Below are 18,194 nucleotides of genomic sequence, written 5' to 3' on the forward strand. Positions count from 1 at the left end.
GGCCGACGCCGACAGCGCGCAAGAATGTTCAAGACACGAGGTCAGCGCCCGGCCAGACTGGTGCCATGGCATGGATCAACCTTGAATTCGATGTTGAAGCGGACAGTTCCCTCGTGTGGCAGGTGATCGGTGATTGGGCGGACGGACCGGTGCGGATGGCGCCGGGCTTCGTGACATCCTCCGAGGCCGACGGCGATATTCGGATCGTGACGTTCGCCGATGGCTTCGTCGCCCGTGAGCGCCTGGTCAGCCGCGACGATCAGGCCAGCCGAATCGCATATTCACTGATCGGCGACACCGCACCACCGGAGCACGACAACGCCGTGATGATGGTGGTGGCAGAAGGGCCACAGCGCTGCCGTTTCCTCTGGTCCCGCGATGTACTGCCACACGAAGCCGCCGGTCCCTTACGGGTTGCGATGGAGCAAGCAGCGCCGATCATCAAGGGCGCGTTGGAGGGCTTGACGGGTAGCTAGGCAGTCGCGAAGTGGGGTCCGCCGGTCGCAGATCATGCCCGGCCTCGACAACTAAACTGAGGATTTCGGTCAACATGTGGCTGGAATCCTCGGTTTAGTGCACGACGGAGCGGTCCTAGGCAGTCGCGCCACGGCGGACCAGCGACAGCACCACCGCGGCGGTGGCGAACAGTCCGGAGAACACCCGGCCCAGGATGGTCTGCTGGCGCGGTGTCTGCAGCCAGGTGAGCAACCGTGCGGCCAGCCCGGTGTAGAGGCTCATCACCACGATGTCGACGGCGACCATTGTTGCCGCGATCGTCAGGTATTGAGGCAACAGCGGCGCCGTCGGCACCACGAACTGTGGCAGCACGGCGAGCAGGAACACCAAGCCTTTCGGATTGGTGGTGTTCACCAGGAAGCCCCGCATCATCAATGCCAGCCGGCTCCGCTCGACGGTGCCGCCCATCCGGGCGCGCAGGTCCTGCGAGGCGCTGCGCCACTGCTGGACCGCCAGGTAGATCAGATAGGCCACACCCAGCCATTTGACGATCTGGAAGGCCAGGACCGAGCCGGCGACGACGGCGCCCAACCCGACGGCCACCAACACCAGTTGCAGCATCAGTCCGATCTGCAGCCCCACCACGCTCCACGTGCCGCGGCGGACGCTGTGAGTCAGGCCGGTGGCCATCGACAGAATCGCCCCGGCTCCGGGGGACACGCTGATGGCGATCGACGCGCCGAGAAACGCCAGCCAGATCTGCCAGGTCATGTATGCAGTCTGGCGAGTGTGTCAAACGATATCTGCGACGAAGACGCCGGTCCGGCGGGCGCCGATGCGGGCGATTCGCGGGAGTGTCGGATCGTCGGTGCCTGCGGGCAGGACGCGGGGGTTGGTGATCTTGATGTCGCCGCGGAACACGTGCACGTCGGCCTCGCCGGCTGACAGGACGTTCTTCACCCAGTTGGTCTTTCCGTGGGCCAGCAGAACCGCCAGCGTATTGCCTTTGCGGTAGCTGGTCACGATGGTCTCGTACGGCGTTCCGGACTTCCGGCCGTGGTGCTTGATCACTGTGAACCCGGGCAGGCGCTTGGAGAGCGGTCTGAGGGCCGGGTTGATGTACTTGATCTGGAACCGCTCCAGCGCGGGCGGCACCAGCATCGGCACACCGGGAACGTCGTTGGGATGGTCTTTCGCTGACATCTAGGGCTCCATTCGGCAGTCTGTGACCACCCTACGGTGGGCCGTGTCGGCGGCAGCGGGCGACGGATTTTTATGAACTGGACTGATCAGGGACAATTGAGCCGATGGCCGAGTTTCAGATGTCCCGAATCGACCTGCGTAACCGCGTACTCAACGCTGCGCAGCTGCGATCCGCGCTGCCCCGCGGCGGAGTCGACGTGGACGCAGTGGTGCCCAAGGTCCGCCCGATCGTGGAGGCCGTCGCCGAGCACGGCGCGAAGGCTGCCCTGGATTACGGCCATACGTTCGACGGCATCCGGCCCGATACCGTGCGGGTGCCGGCTGCCCGATTGGCTGCCGCGCTGGCTGAGCTCGCCCCCGACGTACGCGCTGCATTGCAGGTCGCGATCGACCGCGCTCGCACCGTGCATGCCGATCAGCGCCGCACTGATACCACCACCACGCTGGCCCCCGGTGCCACCGTCACCGAACGCTGGGTGCCGGTCGAGCGTGTCGGGCTGTACGTGCCCGGCGGCAACGCCGTGTACCCGTCGAGTGTCGTGATGAACGTGGTGCCCGCACAGACCGCGGGCGTCGATTCGCTGGTGATCGCCAGCCCGCCGCAGGCGGAATTTGACGGCCTGCCGCACCCGACCATCCTGGCCGCCGCCGCACTGCTCGGCGTCGAAGAGGTGTGGGCTGTCGGCGGTGCGCAGGCAGTGGCGCTGATGGCCTACGGCGGCACCGATACCGATGGCGCCGAACTCGCGCCGGTCGACATGATCACGGGCCCCGGCAACATCTACGTGACCGCCGCCAAGCGGATCTGCCGCTCGCAGGTCGGCATCGACGCCGAGGCCGGTCCGACGGAGATCGCGATCTTGGCCGATGGCACGGCCGATCCGGTACACGTCGCCGCGGATCTGATCAGCCAGGCCGAGCACGACGAGATGGCGGCCAGCGTGCTGGTCACAGACAGCGAAGCGCTGGCTGAAGCCACCGACCGCGAGCTCACCCGCCAGTTGGCCACCACCGTGCACGTCGAGCGCGTCCGGGTGGCGCTCTCTGGTAAGCAGTCCGCGATCGTGCTGGTCGACGACATCGAGGCGGGGGTGCGGGTGGTTAACGCCTACGCCGCCGAGCACCTCGAGATCCAGACCGTAGATGCGCCCGCTGTGGCCAGCCGGATCCGTTCTGCGGGAGCCATTTTCGTCGGCGCCTGGTCTCCGGTCAGCCTCGGCGACTACTGCGCCGGGTCCAACCATGTGCTGCCTACCGCCGGCTGCGCCCGGCACTCCAGTGGCCTGTCCGTGCAGACGTTCCTGCGTGGCATCCACGTCGTCGAATACGACGAGGCCGCACTCAAGGACGTTTCCGGACATGTCATCACGCTGTCCAAGGCGGAAAACCTGCCCTCGCACGGCGAGGCGGTACGACGGAGGTTCGAGCGGTGATGAGCGCTTGCGCGAAGAGCAGAGGACGCTGATGAGCGCACAAGATGTGACGCTGGCCGATCTGCCGCTGCGCGAGAACCTGCGCGGGAAATCACCTTACGGTGCACCGCAATTGGTGGTTCCGGTACGGCTCAACACCAACGAGAACCCGCACCCGCCGACCCAGGCCCTCATCGACGACGTCGCCGCCTCGGTCCGTGAGGTCGCGGCCGAACTGCACCGCTATCCCGACCGGGACGCGGTGTCGTTGCGCACCGATCTGGCTACCTATCTCACGGCGGCCACCGGGGTGCAGCTCACCATCGACAATCTTTGGGCGGCAAATGGTTCCAACGAGATCCTGCAGCAGTTGTTGCAGGCCTTCGGTGGGCCCGGACGTACTGCGATCGGGTTCGTGCCGTCGTACTCGATGCACCCGATCATCTCCGACGGCACCCAGACCGAGTGGCTGCAGGCAGCCCGGGCTGACGATTTCGGGCTTGCCGTCGACGTAGCTGTGGCGGCAGTAAAGGAACGCACACCCGACGTGGTGTTCGTTGCCAGCCCGAACAACCCGTCGGGACAGAGCGTTTCGGTCGACGACCTACGCCGTCTGCTTGAGGCGATGACCGGTGGGATCTTGATCGTCGATGAGGCCTACGGCGAGTTCTCGTCGCAGCCCAGCGCAGTCACCCTGATCGACGAGTTCCCGGCCAAGCTGATCGTCACCCGCACGATGAGCAAGGCGTTCGCCTTCGCCGGCGGACGGCTCGGTTATCTGGCTGCCGCTCCCGCGGTGATCGACGCGCTGCTGCTCGTGCGCCTGCCGTATCACCTGTCGGTGCTCACCCAGGCCGCCGCCTGCGCGGCACTGCGGCATGCCGACGACACCCTGGCCAGCGTCGCCACTCTGGCCGCCGAACGTGACCGGGTGAGCGCCGAACTGACCCGACTCGGCTACCGGGTGATCCCGAGCGACGCGAATTTCGTGTTGTTCGGCGAGTTCGCCGACGCCCCGGCCAGCTGGCAGCGCTACCTGGACAAGGGGATCCTCATCCGCGATGTCGGCATCCCCGGCTTCCTGCGCACCACAATCGGTCTGGCTGAGGAGAACGACGCGTTCCTGGCAGCCAGCGCCGATCTCGCCGCCACTGAACTTCAGCCCGCCAACAGCCCGGTAGGAGCATCGTGACCCGTCGCGCGAAGGTCGAACGTAAGACCAGGGAATCCGACATCGTCGTCGAGATCGACCTCGACGGCACCGGTGTCGTCGACATCGACACCGGTGTCCCGTTCTTCGACCACATGCTGACCGCGCTGGGCACCCACGCCAGCTTCGATCTCACGGTGCACGCCAAGGGCGACATCGAGATCGAGGGGCACCACACGATCGAGGACACCGCGATCGTGCTGGGCCAGGCGTTGGGCCAGGCCCTGGGTGACAAGAAGGGCATCCGCCGGTTCGGCGACGCATTCATCCCGATGGACGAGACGCTCGCGCATGCGGCCGTCGATGTGTCCGGTCGGCCCTACTTCGTGCACACCGGAGAGCCCGAGTTCATGGTGGAGTTCACCATCGCCGGGTCCAGCGCGCCGTACCACACCGTGATCAACCGGCACGTGTTCGAATCGCTGGCATTCAATGCCCGCATCGCATTGCACGTGCGCACGTTGTACGGCCGCGACCCGCACCACATCACCGAGGCGCAGTACAAGGCGGTGGCCCGCGCGCTGCGTCAGGCCGTCGAATACGACGCGCGGGTAACCGGCGTCCCGTCCACCAAAGGCACCCTGTGACAAAGAAAGTCATCGTGCTCGACTACGGATCGGGCAATCTGCGCTCGGCCCAGCGGGCGTTGGAGCGCACAGGTGCCGACGTCGAGGTCACGGCAGATCCCGGCGCGGCGGCCGCGGCTGACGGTCTGGTGGTGCCCGGTGTCGGTGCGTTCGAGGCCTGTATGACCGGGCTCCGCGCGATCGGGGGCGAGAAGATCATCGCCGACCGCCTGCAGAACGAACGTCCGGTTCTGGGCGTCTGTGTGGGCATGCAAATCCTGTTCGCTCGCGGGGTGGAGTTCGGGACGGAGTCCACCGGTTGCGGTCAGTGGCCCGGCTCGGTGACCCGGCTGGAGGCCCCGGTGATCCCACACATGGGCTGGAACGTCGTCGACGCGGCGGCAGGCAGCACGCTGTTCAAGGGGCTCGACGCCACCACGCGTTTCTATTTCGTCCATTCGTACGCCGCCCAGGAGTGGTCCGGTAACCCGGATGCATTGGTTACCTGGGCGACGCATCACGTGCCGTTCATCGCCGCCGTCGAAGACGGCGCGTTGTCGGCCACGCAATTTCATCCGGAGAAGAGTGGCGACGCCGGTGCGACGCTGCTCGCGAATTGGGTTGAGGGACTGTGAGTTTAATTCTGTTGCCTGCCGTCGACGTGGTGGACGGCAAGGCCGTGCGTCTGGTGCAGGGCAAGGCCGGCAGCGAGACGGACTACGGTTCGGCGTTGGAGGCCGCGCAGGCCTGGCAGCGCGACGGCGCCGAGTGGATCCACCTGGTCGATCTGGACGCCGCTTTCGGCCGGGGCAGCAACCGCGAGCTGCTGGCTGATCTGGTCGGCAAGCTCGACGTGAAAGTCGAACTGTCCGGTGGCATCCGCGATGACGACTCTTTAAAGGCCGCCATGGACACCGGCTGTGCCCGGGTGAACATCGGAACCGCGGCGCTGGAAAGTCCCGAGTGGTGCCGCGGTGCCATCGCCGAATATGGCGACCGGGTGGCGGTCGGGCTGGACGTGCAGTTCGAGAACGGCAGCTGGCGGCTGCGCGGCCGCGGTTGGGAAACCGACGGTGGCGATCTGTGGGACGTTCTGGATCGTCTTGATCGCGAAGGGTGTTCGCGCTACGTCGTCACCGACGTCACCAAGGACGGCACCCTCACCGGTCCTAACCTGGAACTGCTCGCCGCGGTCGCCGACCGCACCGACGCCCCGGTGATCGCATCCGGCGGGGTGTCCAGCCTCGATGACCTCCGGGCGATCGCCACCCTGACGGGCCATGGTGTCGAGGGCGCGATCGTCGGGAAGGCGCTCTACGCCGAACGATTCACTCTGCCGCAGGCACTGGCCGCGGTCAGCGGATAAGCGAGGTGGGTGACCTGGATCCGTCGAAGCTGGCCGCACTGGTTGCCGCGGCGACCGAGATCCTCGACGCGGCATCGGTGCCGTTCATCGCCGGGCACCGCGCCGATTCCGCGGTCACCAAGCAGGGCAACGACTTCGCCACCGAGGTCGATCTCGCGATCGAGCGGCGGGTGGTGCGGGCGCTGACCGAGGCCACCGGGATCGGGGTTCACGGCGAGGAATTCGGCGGTGAGCCGATCGATTCGCCGTTGGTGTGGGTTCTCGACCCGATCGACGGCACGTTCAACTACGCGGCCGGGTCGCCGATGGCGGCGATCCTGCTCGGCCTGCTGGCCGATGGCGAGCCGGTAGCCGGCCTGACGTGGCTGCCGTTCACCGGACAGCGCTATTCGGCGCTCGCCGGAGGGCCGGTGCGCGACAACGGCACCGCGCTGCCACCGCTGGGATCACCGACGCTGACCGACTCGATCATCGGCATCCAGACCTTCAACATCGACTCCCGCGGCCGGTTCCCCGGGCGCTACCGGGTCGAGGTGCTGTCGAACCTCAGCCGGGTGTGCTCGCGCGTGCGGATGCACGGCGCCACTGGAGTGGACCTGGCCTATGTTGCAGCCGGAATCCTGGGTGGAGCCATCAGTTTCGGCCATCACATCTGGGACCATGCCGCCGGCGTAGCGCTGGTTCGCGCGGCCGGGGGGATCGTGACAGACCTGGCCGGTGAGCCGTGGACGGCCGAGTCGAAGTCGGCACTGGCCGCCGCGCCCGGCGTGCACGAACGCATGCTGGAACTCGTGAAATCCGCTGGCAATCCGGAGGACTACCTGTGAACACCATCAGTGACGTCGCGACAAGGGTCATCCCGTGCCTGGATGTCGACGCCGGCCGGGTGGTCAAGGGCGTCAACTTCGAGAACCTGCGCGACGCGGGCGATCCCGTCGAACTCGCGGCGGCCTACGACGCCGAAGGCGCCGACGAGCTGACCTTCCTCGACGTGACCGCGTCCTCGTCGGGCCGGGCCACCATGCTCGAGGTGGTCAAGCGCACCGCCGAGCAGGTGTTCATCCCGCTGACCGTCGGCGGCGGCGTGCGCGCGGTCGACGACGTCGACGTGCTCCTGCGTGCCGGCGCCGACAAGGTGTCGGTCAACACCGCCGCCATTGCCCGGCCCGAACTCCTGGCCGAGATGGCCCGCCAGTTCGGCTCCCAGTGCATCGTGCTCAGCGTCGACGCCCGTACCGTGCCGGCCGGCGATCAGCCCACCCGCTCGGGGTGGGAGGTGACCACGCACGGTGGTCGCCGCGGCACCGGCATCGATGCGATCGAGTGGGCCGTGCGCGGCGCCGAACTCGGGGTCGGCGAGATCCTGCTCAACTCGATGGACCGCGACGGCACCAAGGCCGGATTCGATCTGCCGATGCTGCGTGCGGTGCGCGCGGCGGTGGGCGTCCCGGTGATCGCCAGCGGCGGTGCCGGAGCGGTGGCCGATTTCGCGCCGGCCGTCCAGGCCGGCGCCGACGCGGTGCTGGCTGCCAGCGTGTTCCACTTCCGGGAACTGACCATCGGTGAGGTGAAGGCGGCGATGGCGGCGGAAGGGATCATCGTCCGATGAGCGCAGCGAAGAGGACAGATCGAGGTGTGGCGCGATGAGTCTCGACCCGGCTATTGCGGCACGCTTGAAGCGGAACGCCGACGGCTTGTTCAGTGCGGTGGCGCAGGAGCGGTCCACCGGTCAAGTACTGATGGTCGCCTGGATGGACGACGACGCGCTGGCCCGTACCTTGGAAACCCGTGAGGCCACGTACTTTTCGCGGTCCCGCGGCGAGCAGTGGGTCAAGGGCCTGACATCCGGGCACACGCAGTACGTGCACTCGGTCCGCTTGGACTGCGACGGCGACACGGTGTTGCTCGAGGTCGATCAGACCGGTGCGGCCTGCCACACCGGGGCGCACACGTGCTTCGACGCGGACGTGCTGCTTTCCGACTGACGGTTCGATTCGTTTGACGACCGCCCTAGCAGGTCGCGTTAACCAATGCCTCATGAACGCCGCCACCACGGGAAAACACCGTGGCGGTGGCACGCATGATCGCTCCAAGTCGTCTTGTGGGTCATCGAATCCTCCGCAGCCGGTATCGAAAGCCGACGACACGCCACTGATTCAGCGGTTCGGTAGTCAATCATCCCAGGCGAGGGAGTAGTGACCTGGCCCCGTTTCGTAGCAATTCGCGTACCGGATACCGGAGGCCTTTAGTTGTTTCTCTGCCGCCATGCAGGCCACGCGATTCGTCCCGTAGTCAACGGTGTCGTAGGCGTTGGCGACGGCTACGTCAACCATCGATAGGGTCGCTGAGGCGATGCCGACTAAGACCATCTTGCGCCACAAGTTCACGACTGAAATCCTGCCGATCGTCATTAATTCGCGTCTTCTTTGTTGGCGGCTTCGACCAAGTTCGACAGCGACATGCCGTCCATGTTGTAGAACATTGCGCCGGTCGGATCCGCCGTAACGTTCACCTGCACGTATTTCTGCGTGCCTTTGGGCGTGGTGATGGTGAGAAGACCCCGGTATTGGTTGAGGTCGACGTTGATCAGCTGCAGGTCGTCACCCAGAGTGAGAGCGAGATCCTTTGTCCCCTCACTGGTCGCTAACTGCGCGCGAGCCAGCGACACAACCTGGGCAGCCACGGCGTCTACATTGGTCGTCGGCGGAAGGGCGGCGGGGGTTTCCCACCAGTGCCCGCCTACCACCACAGATATCGCGAACGCAGCGACAGCGGACGCGAGGACGGTTTGCGCAATACGAATGATGTTGTCTGTCTTCATTGTTTGCTTCCCCGCCTACGCCCAGCGGCGCTGTCCCCTTGCCGCCGTGCAGCAAACAGTACAACCACGAGTCGTTGCAGGACGCAAATCGGCCACGAACCTCGCGGAGCGATGATGTGCCCTGGCGCAGGATGCGCGTCGGAGTTGAGGGTGCCAGGGCTAGGGTGCCCGAGCTTGGGGACGGCGGCAGAAAACGCGCCAATCGCCGGTCACCCCTGGCGCGCGCCGGCGTCGCGCTCAGTTGCACCTCGGAATTAGACCGATCCGAACTTAACATCATCGACCAGCCTGACGCCGGTAACGACCTCAGCTCCGGCCCATTCGCGAGGTGGATCAACGCACCGGTCGAACCTGAGAACTTTTCGGTCAGCTGGCACCTTCCGCCGCCACCGGACCCCGATCCTGATCAACCGGGGTTCTATCCGGTGGCCGCCTTATCACGCACCATCGCGTTGCGATGTCCGAACTTGTCGGGGCGATCGGCAACAATGACGGGATGACCGACACCGCCGCGACCCGTAAAGCGCGCGGTGCGTTCTTCACCCCGCCCGAGATTTCGCGTTACCTCACCAGATGGGCCATCCGGTCCGCTGATGACGCGGTCTTCGAGCCTGCGGCAGGGGAAGCCGTGTTCGTGGTCGAGGCCGTCACGAGGCTGACCGAATTGGGGGCCATCCAGCCGAGGGTTGACGGAGTGGAACTCCACGCGGCCAGCGCGGCCACTGCACGCAGGCGCGTCGCCGCGGCCGGCGGCACGGCCCGCATCAGGACTGCCGATTTCTTCACCATCGACCCGCGTGCTGAATACACCGCGGTGATCGGCAACCCGCCCTACATCCGTTATCAGGACTTCCGCGGCGCCACCCGGGCCCAATCGCGCCGGGCCGCGCTCAAAGCCGGCGTCACCCTGTCGGGCCTGGCCTCGAGTTGGGCGGCGTTCACCGTGCACGCCGCGCTCTTCCTGCGGCCCGGCGGCCGGCTGGCGCTGGTGCTGCCCGCCGAGCTGCTCAGCGTGAACTACGCGGCGGCAGTACGGAAGTTCTTGTTCGAGCGGTTCACCAGTGTCGAGTTGGTGATGTTCGACGAGCAGGTGTTTCCCGAGGCCGAGGCCGACGTGGTGCTGCTGCTGGCAGACGGCTACGGTGGCGGTCCGTGTGACCACGCGGTCATCCATCGGGCCCGCAACGCGGCATCACTGACATCTGAACTCGCACAACGTCGTTGGTCGCCGCGCGATCCCGCCGACAAATGGGTCAGCGGGCTGATCGGCAACGCACCGGTCGACGCGCTCCACGGTCTGCAGACCGACGGGCATTTCACGATGCTGGAGAGTTGGGGTGACACGACTCTGGGCATGGTGACCGGCAACAACAGCTTCTTCGCGCTGTCCCCGGAACGCGTCGGTGAACTGGGTCTGCAGCGCACCGATCTGCTGCCGTTGTCCCCGCCCGGCAGCGCGCACCTTCGCGGGCTGACACTGACCGCCGACCAGCTGGACAAACTGGGGGAGGACGGCCGGTCCATCCACCTGTTCCGGCCGCTCGGGCAACCGTCGCGCGCCGCGCAGCGCTACATCGACGCCGGTTACGCCGCCGGCGTGCATCTCGCCTACAAGTGCCGGGTGCGCCGGCCCTGGTACCTGGTCCCACTGGTGAATCCGGCCGACTTGCTGCTGACCTGTATGAACGCCGACACCCCGCGGTTGATCACCAACCGGGTCAAGGCACATCACCTCAATTCGGTGCATGGCGTGTACCTGCGTGAGGGGCCGCGGACGCTGGGCCGCGACCTGCTGGGGTTGGCCGCGCTGAACTCGGTGACTGTGTTGCACGCCGAGATCGTGGGGCGCTCCTACGGCGGCGGCATCCTCAAGATCGAACCCCGTGAGGCGGACCGTTGGCTGGTTCCGTCGCCTGATCTGGTGGCGGCTCGCGCCGACGAGCTGCGGGCGGTGCGTCGTCGCGTCGGCGCGCTGTTGGAACGCGGCGGACTGCTGGAGGCGACCCGCATCGTCGACGACGCGTTGGGACTACCGGCCCTGATCGTCCTGGAACCTGTTCGGACGGCGCGCGATTCATTGGCAACGCGCCGGACGGTAAGGTCTCGGCGTGCCCGCTGAACCGTCGACCAAAGCCACTGCGTGGGCCATCTTCGACCGGATCGTGGCTGACGCCGCGCCCGGGGGCATGCACACCAACCCCTGGGTGCGGGTGGCCGGCGATCTGAGCTTCGTCCCCGATTTCCGGGTTCTGCGGAAGCTGCTCGGGGTGCCGTTGTTCCTGGATGCGCCGTCCACCACCGGGGTTCCGGCCCTGGCCCTCGATGTGTGGCTGGCCTACGAGTTGCGCCGCGCCGGGTTCGATACGGATGCGGTGTGGCCCAGGGCGACCGATCCGCGGATCATGCCCGGCGCCATCGCCAGCCTGCTCGAAGCGCTGCCGCAGAAGGAGCGGCACCTCATCGAGCAACGGCTCAAGCGGTCGATGAAAGGCGTTGCCGCGTCGAGCGCGAGCGTGTTGGGCAAGCACTACATGAAACAGGTCGACGTGGTGATGTCGGACTGGGACACCGGCCCGGAATTGCTGATCAGCACCAAACGCATGGATTCCAGCTTCGGCAAGAACGCCGCGAACCGTGTCGAGGAAAGCTACGGCGACGCCAAGAATCTGCGCCTGCGCCACCCGTTGTCGGCGCTGGGATTCGTCTACGGCTTGCGCTCGACGATCCTGACTACGGAACCGGACAAGGCTGAGTGGCTCATCGACCTGCTGGGCAAGCTCGGCACCGAGGACGACGCCTATCACGCCGTGGCGCTGGTGATGATCGATTACGACTCCGAGGTCGTTGAATCCGCGGACGAAGAAGTCGACAGCATCGAAAAGGCCGAGCCGGACGCACTGTTCGAGATCGTGGACGTTGCCACAGCCGCTGTCGACGAGGCCTTGGCGGCATTGCCCGACATCGCCATTCGGCATGACGTTGTTCCGCCCGAGCTGCAGCCGTCGCGTTTTCTGGCGACCATGGTCAACCGCGTCATCGACACCACTCCGGTGACCCGGCATCGCGAGGCGCGCCGACGCCGCAACACCCCAACCGAGCCCGAGCGCCAGGCTTAGAGCACTCGCGAACTGGCCTTGGCCCGCGCGCTCCAGCGGCCGTCCTCATGTCCGACCACCACGGGGTGAGCGAAGGCCTCGCTGACATGCTCGGTGTTGACGACATCGCGGGCCGGGCCGCTGGCGACGGTGCGCCCCTGCGCGATCAGCAGCGCGTGGGTGGTGCTGGTTGGCAGCTCCTCGAGGTGGTGGGTGACCAGGATCGAGGCCATGTCGGGGTGTGAGTCATCCAGTGTGTCAAGGGTTTCCAGTAGTTGTTCGCGGGCTGCGACGTCCAGGCCGGTGGTGGGTTCGTCCAGCAGGAGTAGCTGAGGATCGGCGATCAACGCTCGTGCGATCAAGGTGCGGCCCCGCTCGCCCTGTGACAGTGTCGGCCAGATCGCGTCGGTACGGGCCGAGAGTCCCACGGTGTCGATCAGTTCCTCGGCTCGGCGCGCCTGCTCGGTGGTGGGCGTCCAGTGCGCGGCGATGTCGATGGTGGCGGTGATGCCGGTAAGCACCACCTCGCGCACGGTGAGCGGGTACTGCAGGCGGTGCCGCGGATTCACGTGACCGATGGAGCGCCGCAGCACCGCCAGGTCGGTGCGGCCCATCTGACCGCCGAGCACCCGCACGGTGCCCGAGGTCGGAAACGTCACGGCGGCACAGAAACCCAGCAGCGTGCTCTTGCCGGCTCCATTGGGTCCCAGCAGGGCCCAGTGCTCACCGGACTGCACGGTCAGGGAGATGCCGTCGATGATCTGCTTGCCGTCACGGCGGAAGGTGACATCGGCGATGTCGAGGACCGGCGTCATGCGAAAGACTCCTTCAATGAGCTCAAATGGGTTCGGCTGGCGGCCGCGGCGGCCTCGGGATCCCGGGCGACGATCGCGTCGGCCAGCTGCTGGTGCAGGTCGTGATCGCAGGGTTCGGACGCGACCGGCCGGATCTTGAGCATGTCGATCATCGCCAGGCGCAGCCGGGGGAGGAAGGCGTCGAACAGCTGGGTCAGCACGTCATTGTGGGCCGCGGCAATCACCGTTCGGTGAAACGCCATATCCGCGTCGACGTGGTCGGGTACCGACTGGCCGAGCACACCGCGCGCGGCCAGGGTGCGACGGATCGCGCGCAGATCGGCAGGGGTGCGCCGGGTGGCGGCGAGTGCGGCGGCCTCGGCTTCGATGGCGATACGTGCCTCGATCACCGACACGATGGTGGCGCGGCGCAGCACGGTGTCCCAGTCTTCGGCGGCGTCGAGCGCCGTCACGAATACCCCGGCGCCCTGGCGGCTCTCCAGCACACCCCTGCCGGACAGTTCACGGATGGCTTCACGCAGGGTGGAGCGGCCCACGCCGAGCTGTGTGGAGAGGGTCGTCTCGCCGGGAAGGCGATGGCCCAGCGGCCACTCGCCCTGGCGGATGCGCGTCAGGAGGAGCTGGGCGGTCTGGGCTGCCAGCGGGTGACGCTGAACTTGGGACGTCATCACAACCTGTCTACTTGTCTGAGGAGTTGTGTATAGTCTACGCATCATGACGCGCGTCCTCCTGCTTAGCCGCCGCGGCGGGGCCTGAATCGACCGGCCCCCTGCCGTGGGGCTGTGTCGCGCCGGTCGAAACCCATCCGACCGAAGGCACCCTGATGACGTCAGCATTTCCCACCATCGACACCCCGGCCGGGGAAGTCCCGGCGACCGCACCGACGTGGAACCGGCAGCGGCAATCCCAGATGCCATCACATCGCTACGCCAGCATCTACGACCGTGTTGAAGTCCCTCTGGTGCAACGCGATTGGCCCACCGCACGCATCACTACCGCGCCGCTGTGGGTTCCGGTCGACTTGCGGGACGGCAACCAGGCGCTGGCCGAGCCGATGGATCCGGCCCGTAAACGCCGGTTCTTCGAACTGCTCGTCGCCATGGGCTACAAGGAGATCGAGGTCGGATACCCATCCGCGTCGCAGACCGACTTCGACTTCGTCCGGCTGCTGGCGGAATCCGACATCGCCCCGCCGGATGTCACCATCGTGGTGTTCGTGCCGGCGCGCCGCGATCTGATCGAACGGACCGTGGACTCGGTTCGTGGCATCGGCAACGACGTCGTCATCCACATGTACACCGCCACCGCACCGACCTGGCGCGACGTGGTGCTGGGGAAAACCCGTACCGAACTGCGGGATCTCATTCTGAACGGCGCGCAAGACGTCCTGGAATGCACCGACGGCATGCCCAATGTGCGATTCGAGTTCTCGCCGGAGGTGTTCAACCTCACCGAGCCCGACTATGTGCTGGAGTTGTGCGACGCGGTCACGGTGCGGTGGCAAGCCACGCCTGATCGTCCGGTCATCTTGAACCTGCCGGCCACCGTCGAAGTCGCCACCCCGAATGTGTATGCCGATCAGATCGAATACATGCACCGCAACGTATCTCGCCGTGACAGCGTCATCTTGTCGGTGCATCCGCACAATGATCGGGGAACGGGCATCGCGTGTGCCGAACTGGCGGTGCTCGCCGGGGCGCAGCGGGTCGAAGGCTGCGTGTTCGGCAACGGTGAACGCACGGGCAATGTCGACATCGCGACCTTGGCATTGAATCTGCATGCGCAGGGTGTGGACCCGATGATCGACTTCTCCGACATCGACGAGATCGCGCGGACAGTCAGTCATTGCACCCGAATGCCGATCCACGAGCGCCATCCGTATGTCGGGGACATGGTGCACACGGCGTTTTCGGGAACACACCAGGATGCGATCAAGAAAGGGTTCGCCGAACATCGCCGACGCGCCGTGGACACGGGGCGGCCGGAGAATGAAATCGATTGGCGGGTACCGTATCTGCCGATCGACCCGGCCGACATCGGCCGCACCTATGACGCGGTGATCCGGGTGAACTCGCAGTCAGGCAAGGGTGGGATTGCGTACCTGCTGGCAGGTGAATACGGACTGGAACTGCCGCGCCGCCTGCAGATCGATTTCGCCCGCCACGTCCAGACGCACACTGACGAGAGTGGTGCCGAGATCACCGCCGCCGAACTGTTCGAGTTGTTCGAAGCGGCCTATCTCGATCCCGCCGGGCCGGTGCACCTCAAGGACTGGCACACCGGCGGCGACGGTGCAGCCGCGGTCACCGACCTCACGCTGGTGTGCGACGGCCGCACCGTGACCAGCAGCCATCGTGGCATCGGCCCGGTGGATGCACTGCGGGCCGCGCTGGAGGAGATCGGCCATTCGGTCGAGGTGTTGAGTCTGACCCAGCAGTCGATCGGCAGCACCGCCGTCAGCTACCTGGAGTACCGGTCGGCCACTCGCACCGGATGGGCGTGCGGGCGCAGCGATTCGGTACTCGCGGCGTCGATGGCGGCGGTGCTGCGGGCGGTCAACGCGCCTTGAGCACTTCCAGTGCCTTGTCAGCATGGGTGTCCATGCTGATCTCGCTGGAGATCACCGCCAGCACGGTGCGGTCGGTGTCGATGACGAACGTGGTCCGCTTGACGGGCATGAGCTTGCCCAGCAGGCCACGCTTGACCCCGAACTGGGCCGCCACCTTGCCGTCGGCATCCGAGAGCAGCGGGTAGTCGAAATTCTGGATGTCGGCGAACTTGGCCTGTTTGGCGACCGGGTCGGTGCTGATCCCGACCCGGTTCGCCCCGGCGGCGGTGAACTCGCCGGCCAGATCGCGGAAGTGACAGGCCTCCTTGGTGCATCCCGGAGTCATCGCCGCCGGATAGAAGAACAGCACCACCGGGCCGTCGGCGAGCAGGCTCGTCAGACTGCGAATCGTGCCGGTCTGGTCGGGGAGTTCAAAGTCGGGAACGGTGTCACCGGTCCTGATCTGTGTCATGGTCGCCCACGCTAGCCGTCTGCATGCCAGTCCTGCTACGTCGATCTGGGAGGATTGGTCTGTGCAAACCACCCCCGACAGCCTCACCCGCACCACATCGCGCGAGGATTTCCGGGCGCTGGCCTCCGAGCACCGCGTGGTCCCGGTGACGCGCAAGGTGCTGGCCGACAGCGAGACGCCGTTGTCCGCGTACCGCAAGCTCGCCGCCAACCGTCCCGGCACGTTCCTGCTGGAATCGGCCGAGAACGGTCGCTCGTGGTCACGATGGTCGTTCATCGGCGCCGGTGCCCCCTCGGCCCTGACGGTCCGCAACGACGAGGCGGTGTGGCTGGGTACGGCACCCAAGGACGCACCCAGCGGCGGCGAGCCGTTGGCAGCTTTGCGAGCCACGCTGGATCTGCTGCAGACCGAGGCGGTGCCCGATCTGCCGCCGCTGTCATCGGGGTTGGTGGGCTATTTCGCCTACGATATGGTGCGCCGGCTGGAACGGCTCCCAGAGCTCGCTGTCGACGATCTGGGACTGCCGGACATGGTGCTGCTGCTGGCCACCGACATCGCGGCCGTCGACCACCACGAGGGCACCATCACCTTGATCGCCAATGCGGTGAACTGGAACGGCACCGACGAACGGGTTGACGAGGCGTATGACGATGCGGTGCGACGCCTCGATGTGATGACCACCGCCCTCGGGCAGCCGCTGTCGTCCACCGTGGCGACGTTCAGCCGCCCTGTGCCTGATCACCGCGCGCAGCGCACGGTGGAGGAGTACACCGCGATCGTCGAGAAGCTCGTCGGCGACATCGAGGCCGGCGAAGCGTTCCAGGTGGTGCCCTCACAGCGGTTCGAGATGACCACCAGAGCGGATCCTATTGATGTCTACCGGATGCTGCGGGTGACCAACCCGAGCCCGTACATGTATCTGCTCAACGTTCCCGATGCCGATGGCGGACTGGACTTTTCGGTTGTCGGCTCCAGTCCCGAGGCTCTGGTCACAGTGAAAGACGGCCGGGCCACCACCCACCCGATCGCGGGTACGCGGTGGCGCGGCACCACCGAGGAAGAAGACGTGCTGCTCGAAAAGGAACTGCTGGCCGACGAGAAGGAACGCGCCGAGCACCTGATGCTCGTCGATCTCGGCCGCAACGATCTGGGGCGGGTGTGCCGCCCGGGCACCGTGCGGGTCGAGGACTACAGCCATATCGAGCGCTACAGCCATGTGATGCACCTGGTGTCCACGGTGACCGGGGAGTTGGCCGAGGGGAAGACCGCGCTGGACGCGGTGACGGCATGTTTCCCGGCCGGCACTCTTTCCGGGGCACCCAAGGTGCGGGCCATGGAGTTGATCGAGGAGGTCGAGATGACCCGGCGCGGCCTATACGGCGGCGTGCTGGGCTACCTCGACTTCGCCGGAAACGCCGACTTCGCGATTGCCATCCGGACCGCACTGATGCGGGACGGCACGGCCTATGTGCAGGCCGGAGGGGGAGTTGTGGCCGATTCCAACGGCCCCTACGAGTACAACGAATCGGCGAACAAGGCGAAAGCCGTGCTCAACGCCATTGCCGCCGCTGACACATTGGCCGAGCCGTGACCCGGGTGGCGCAGGCGCTGTTCGTCGTCGCGGCGGTGATGTTGTGGGTCGCGTCGCGGATGACCTGGGTATCGGTGACGTCGTTCGATGGGCTGGGTAAGCCCAAGACCACGGCGTTGACGGGCGCATCCTGGTCGACGGCCTTGATCCCGCTGGCACTGCTGGTGCTGGCGGCCGCGGTCGCGGTGCTGGCCGTGCACGGCTGGGCGTTGCGGTTACTGGCCCTGCTGATCGCTGCTGCCAGCGCCGGGATGGGGTACCTGGGGATCAGCCTGTGGGTGGTCAAGGATGTGGCGCAGCGGGCCGCTGACCTGGCAGTTGTTCCGGTTTCCCAGCTGACCGCAGCTGGGGGCGGGACCAGTCGTTCCTTCGGGGGCGCAGTGCTGACCCTGGTGGCAGCGGTGTGTGCATTGGTCGGTGCGGTGCTGCTGATGCGGTCGGCCAACAGCGCGAAGGGCGGCAATGCGGGCCGCTATGCGGCACCCGCGGCGCGGCGGGAGGCAGTCAGGGGTGACGGCGGTGATGAGCCGATGTCGGAGCGAATGCTGTGGGATGCGCTGGACGAAGGTCACGATCCGACCGGCGAGGGCACTGATCCGGACAGTAAGGGCCGGTGAATGGTGAAGGTGTGGCGACGGC

20 protein-coding genes are annotated in these 18,194 nt (G+C 66.5%); 14 read left to right on the forward strand and 6 right to left on the reverse strand.

Features of this window, described 5'->3' with window-relative positions; genetic code table 11:
• Nucleotides 1–65: 65 nt before the first annotated feature.
• The gene (locus tag ACZYZF_RS12185) at nt 66–476 is read left to right on the forward strand and encodes an SRPBCC family protein (protein ID WP_463745900.1); all 411 of its coding nucleotides are present in this window, start codon (nt 66–68) and stop codon (nt 474–476) included.
• A 115-nt stretch (nt 477–591) separates the two neighbouring features.
• Here the strand turns inward: ACZYZF_RS12185 and ACZYZF_RS12190 are convergent, their stop codons facing one another.
• Together ACZYZF_RS12190 and ACZYZF_RS12195 are read right to left on the reverse strand one after the other, a co-directional pair.
• Nucleotides 592–1,227 carry a LysE family transporter gene (locus tag ACZYZF_RS12190; protein WP_463745901.1) on the reverse strand — a complete coding sequence of 212 codons (636 nt, stop codon included), beginning with the start codon at nt 1,225–1,227 and terminating at the stop codon, nt 592–594.
• Nucleotides 1,228–1,248: 21 nt separating this feature from the next.
• Nucleotides 1,249–1,659, reverse strand: coding sequence for a nitroreductase family deazaflavin-dependent oxidoreductase (locus ACZYZF_RS12195; RefSeq protein ID WP_463745902.1), 411 nt, complete (start codon nt 1,657–1,659; stop codon nt 1,249–1,251).
• Between the two features lie 104 nt (nt 1,660–1,763).
• On the opposite strand from ACZYZF_RS12195, the gene hisD reads away from it, so the two are divergent.
• The 8 genes from hisD to hisI are packed head-to-tail and all read left to right on the forward strand — an operon-like array spanning nt 1,764 to nt 8,198.
• Nucleotides 1,764–3,092 (forward strand): histidinol dehydrogenase, encoded by a 1,329-nt coding sequence (gene hisD, locus ACZYZF_RS12200; protein ID WP_463745903.1) that lies wholly within the window; start codon nt 1,764–1,766, stop codon nt 3,090–3,092.
• Between the two features lie 31 nt (nt 3,093–3,123).
• On the forward strand, nt 3,124–4,263 hold the full coding sequence (locus tag ACZYZF_RS12205; RefSeq protein WP_463745904.1) for a histidinol-phosphate transaminase: 1,140 nt from the start codon (nt 3,124–3,126) through the stop codon (nt 4,261–4,263).
• Nucleotides 4,260–4,868: an imidazoleglycerol-phosphate dehydratase HisB gene (hisB, locus tag ACZYZF_RS12210; RefSeq protein ID WP_463745905.1), complete on the forward strand. Its 609-nt coding sequence runs from the start codon at nt 4,260–4,262 to the stop codon at nt 4,866–4,868. Before ACZYZF_RS12205 ends, hisB begins: the two co-directional genes overlap by 4 nt.
• Entirely contained in the window at nt 4,865–5,482 is a 618-nt protein-coding gene (gene hisH / locus ACZYZF_RS12215) for an imidazole glycerol phosphate synthase subunit HisH (protein ID WP_463745906.1), read from the forward strand. The genes hisB and hisH overlap by 4 nt, the downstream gene beginning before the upstream one ends.
• Nucleotides 5,479–6,213 carry a bifunctional 1-(5-phosphoribosyl)-5-((5-phosphoribosylamino)methylideneamino)imidazole-4-carboxamide isomerase/phosphoribosylanthranilate isomerase PriA gene (priA, locus tag ACZYZF_RS12220; protein WP_463745907.1) on the forward strand — a complete coding sequence of 245 codons (735 nt, stop codon included), beginning with the start codon at nt 5,479–5,481 and terminating at the stop codon, nt 6,211–6,213. Before hisH ends, priA begins: the two co-directional genes overlap by 4 nt.
• Complete coding sequence (locus ACZYZF_RS12225; protein WP_463835883.1) at nt 6,210–7,040, forward strand: inositol monophosphatase family protein; 831 nt, start codon at nt 6,210–6,212, stop codon at nt 7,038–7,040. Before priA ends, ACZYZF_RS12225 begins: the two co-directional genes overlap by 4 nt.
• Entirely contained in the window at nt 7,037–7,822 is a 786-nt protein-coding gene (gene hisF, locus ACZYZF_RS12230) for an imidazole glycerol phosphate synthase subunit HisF (protein WP_463745908.1), read from the forward strand. The genes ACZYZF_RS12225 and hisF overlap by 4 nt, the downstream gene beginning before the upstream one ends.
• A gap of 34 nt (nt 7,823–7,856) precedes the next feature.
• Entirely contained in the window at nt 7,857–8,198 is a 342-nt protein-coding gene (hisI, locus tag ACZYZF_RS12235) for a phosphoribosyl-AMP cyclohydrolase (protein WP_463745909.1), read from the forward strand.
• Between the two features lie 425 nt (nt 8,199–8,623).
• Here the strand turns inward: hisI and ACZYZF_RS12240 are convergent, their stop codons facing one another.
• On the reverse strand, nt 8,624–9,034 hold the full coding sequence (locus tag ACZYZF_RS12240) for a hypothetical protein (RefSeq protein ID WP_463745910.1): 411 nt from the start codon (nt 9,032–9,034) through the stop codon (nt 8,624–8,626).
• A gap of 457 nt (nt 9,035–9,491) precedes the next feature.
• Between ACZYZF_RS12240 and ACZYZF_RS12245 the strand changes: the two genes are divergently transcribed.
• Both ACZYZF_RS12245 and ACZYZF_RS12250 read left to right on the forward strand, forming a co-directional pair.
• Nucleotides 9,492–11,153 (forward strand): N-6 DNA methylase, encoded by a 1,662-nt coding sequence (locus ACZYZF_RS12245; protein WP_463835810.1) that lies wholly within the window; start codon nt 9,492–9,494, stop codon nt 11,151–11,153.
• Complete coding sequence (locus ACZYZF_RS12250; RefSeq protein ID WP_463745912.1) at nt 11,143–12,150, forward strand: hypothetical protein; 1,008 nt, start codon at nt 11,143–11,145, stop codon at nt 12,148–12,150. Before ACZYZF_RS12245 ends, ACZYZF_RS12250 begins: the two co-directional genes overlap by 11 nt.
• On the opposite strand, the gene ACZYZF_RS12255 is transcribed toward ACZYZF_RS12250, so the two are convergent.
• Both ACZYZF_RS12255 and ACZYZF_RS12260 read right to left on the reverse strand, forming a co-directional pair.
• On the reverse strand, nt 12,147–12,944 hold the full coding sequence (locus ACZYZF_RS12255; protein ID WP_463745913.1) for an ABC transporter ATP-binding protein: 798 nt from the start codon (nt 12,942–12,944) through the stop codon (nt 12,147–12,149). The two genes, ACZYZF_RS12250 and ACZYZF_RS12255, sit on opposite strands and share 4 nt — an antisense overlap.
• Complete coding sequence (locus tag ACZYZF_RS12260) at nt 12,941–13,612, reverse strand: FadR/GntR family transcriptional regulator (protein ID WP_463745914.1); 672 nt, start codon at nt 13,610–13,612, stop codon at nt 12,941–12,943. The genes ACZYZF_RS12255 and ACZYZF_RS12260 overlap by 4 nt, the downstream gene beginning before the upstream one ends.
• Before the next feature lie 242 nt (nt 13,613–13,854).
• Between ACZYZF_RS12260 and ACZYZF_RS12265 the strand changes: the two genes are divergently transcribed.
• On the forward strand, nt 13,855–15,513 hold the full coding sequence (locus ACZYZF_RS12265) for a 2-isopropylmalate synthase (protein ID WP_463745995.1): 1,659 nt from the start codon (nt 13,855–13,857) through the stop codon (nt 15,511–15,513).
• On the opposite strand, the gene ACZYZF_RS12270 is transcribed toward ACZYZF_RS12265, so the two are convergent.
• Nucleotides 15,500–15,955 carry a peroxiredoxin gene (locus ACZYZF_RS12270; RefSeq protein ID WP_463745996.1) on the reverse strand — a complete coding sequence of 152 codons (456 nt, stop codon included), beginning with the start codon at nt 15,953–15,955 and terminating at the stop codon, nt 15,500–15,502. The two genes, ACZYZF_RS12265 and ACZYZF_RS12270, sit on opposite strands and share 14 nt — an antisense overlap.
• A gap of 70 nt (nt 15,956–16,025) precedes the next feature.
• Between ACZYZF_RS12270 and ACZYZF_RS12275 the strand changes: the two genes are divergently transcribed.
• Together ACZYZF_RS12275 and ACZYZF_RS12280 are read left to right on the forward strand one after the other, a co-directional pair.
• Nucleotides 16,026–17,555 carry an anthranilate synthase component I gene (locus ACZYZF_RS12275; protein WP_463745915.1) on the forward strand — a complete coding sequence of 510 codons (1,530 nt, stop codon included), beginning with the start codon at nt 16,026–16,028 and terminating at the stop codon, nt 17,553–17,555.
• Nucleotides 17,552–18,172, forward strand: coding sequence for a TIGR02234 family membrane protein (locus ACZYZF_RS12280; RefSeq protein ID WP_463835812.1), 621 nt, complete (start codon nt 17,552–17,554; stop codon nt 18,170–18,172). Before ACZYZF_RS12275 ends, ACZYZF_RS12280 begins: the two co-directional genes overlap by 4 nt.
• The last annotated feature ends 22 nt before the right edge of the window (nt 18,173–18,194 follow it).

This window comes from Mycobacterium sp. IDUB_24, from assembly GCF_055419385.1.

Bases quoted from the DNA above. Each gene is read 5' to 3' on its own strand.
- ACZYZF_RS12265 (WP_463745995.1), top strand. From the start codon at position 13,855: ATGCCATCACATCGCTACGCCAGCATCTACGACCGTGTTGAAGTCCCT.
- ACZYZF_RS12195 (WP_463745902.1), bottom strand. From the start codon at position 1,659: ATGTCAGCGAAAGACCATCCCAACGACGTTCCCGGTGTGCCGATGCTG.
- ACZYZF_RS12190 (WP_463745901.1), bottom strand. From the start codon at position 1,227: ATGACCTGGCAGATCTGGCTGGCGTTTCTCGGCGCGTCGATCGCCATC.
- ACZYZF_RS12240 (WP_463745910.1), bottom strand. From the start codon at position 9,034: ATGAAGACAGACAACATCATTCGTATTGCGCAAACCGTCCTCGCGTCC.
- hisD (WP_463745903.1), top strand. From the start codon at position 1,764: ATGGCCGAGTTTCAGATGTCCCGAATCGACCTGCGTAACCGCGTACTC.
- ACZYZF_RS12245 (WP_463835810.1), top strand. From the start codon at position 9,492: ATGTCCGAACTTGTCGGGGCGATCGGCAACAATGACGGGATGACCGAC.
- ACZYZF_RS12185 (WP_463745900.1), top strand. From the start codon at position 66: ATGGCATGGATCAACCTTGAATTCGATGTTGAAGCGGACAGTTCCCTC.
- ACZYZF_RS12260 (WP_463745914.1), bottom strand. From the start codon at position 13,612: ATGACGTCCCAAGTTCAGCGTCACCCGCTGGCAGCCCAGACCGCCCAG.
- ACZYZF_RS12205 (WP_463745904.1), top strand. From the start codon at position 3,124: ATGAGCGCACAAGATGTGACGCTGGCCGATCTGCCGCTGCGCGAGAAC.
- ACZYZF_RS12255 (WP_463745913.1), bottom strand. From the start codon at position 12,944: ATGACGCCGGTCCTCGACATCGCCGATGTCACCTTCCGCCGTGACGGC.
- hisI (WP_463745909.1), top strand. From the start codon at position 7,857: ATGAGTCTCGACCCGGCTATTGCGGCACGCTTGAAGCGGAACGCCGAC.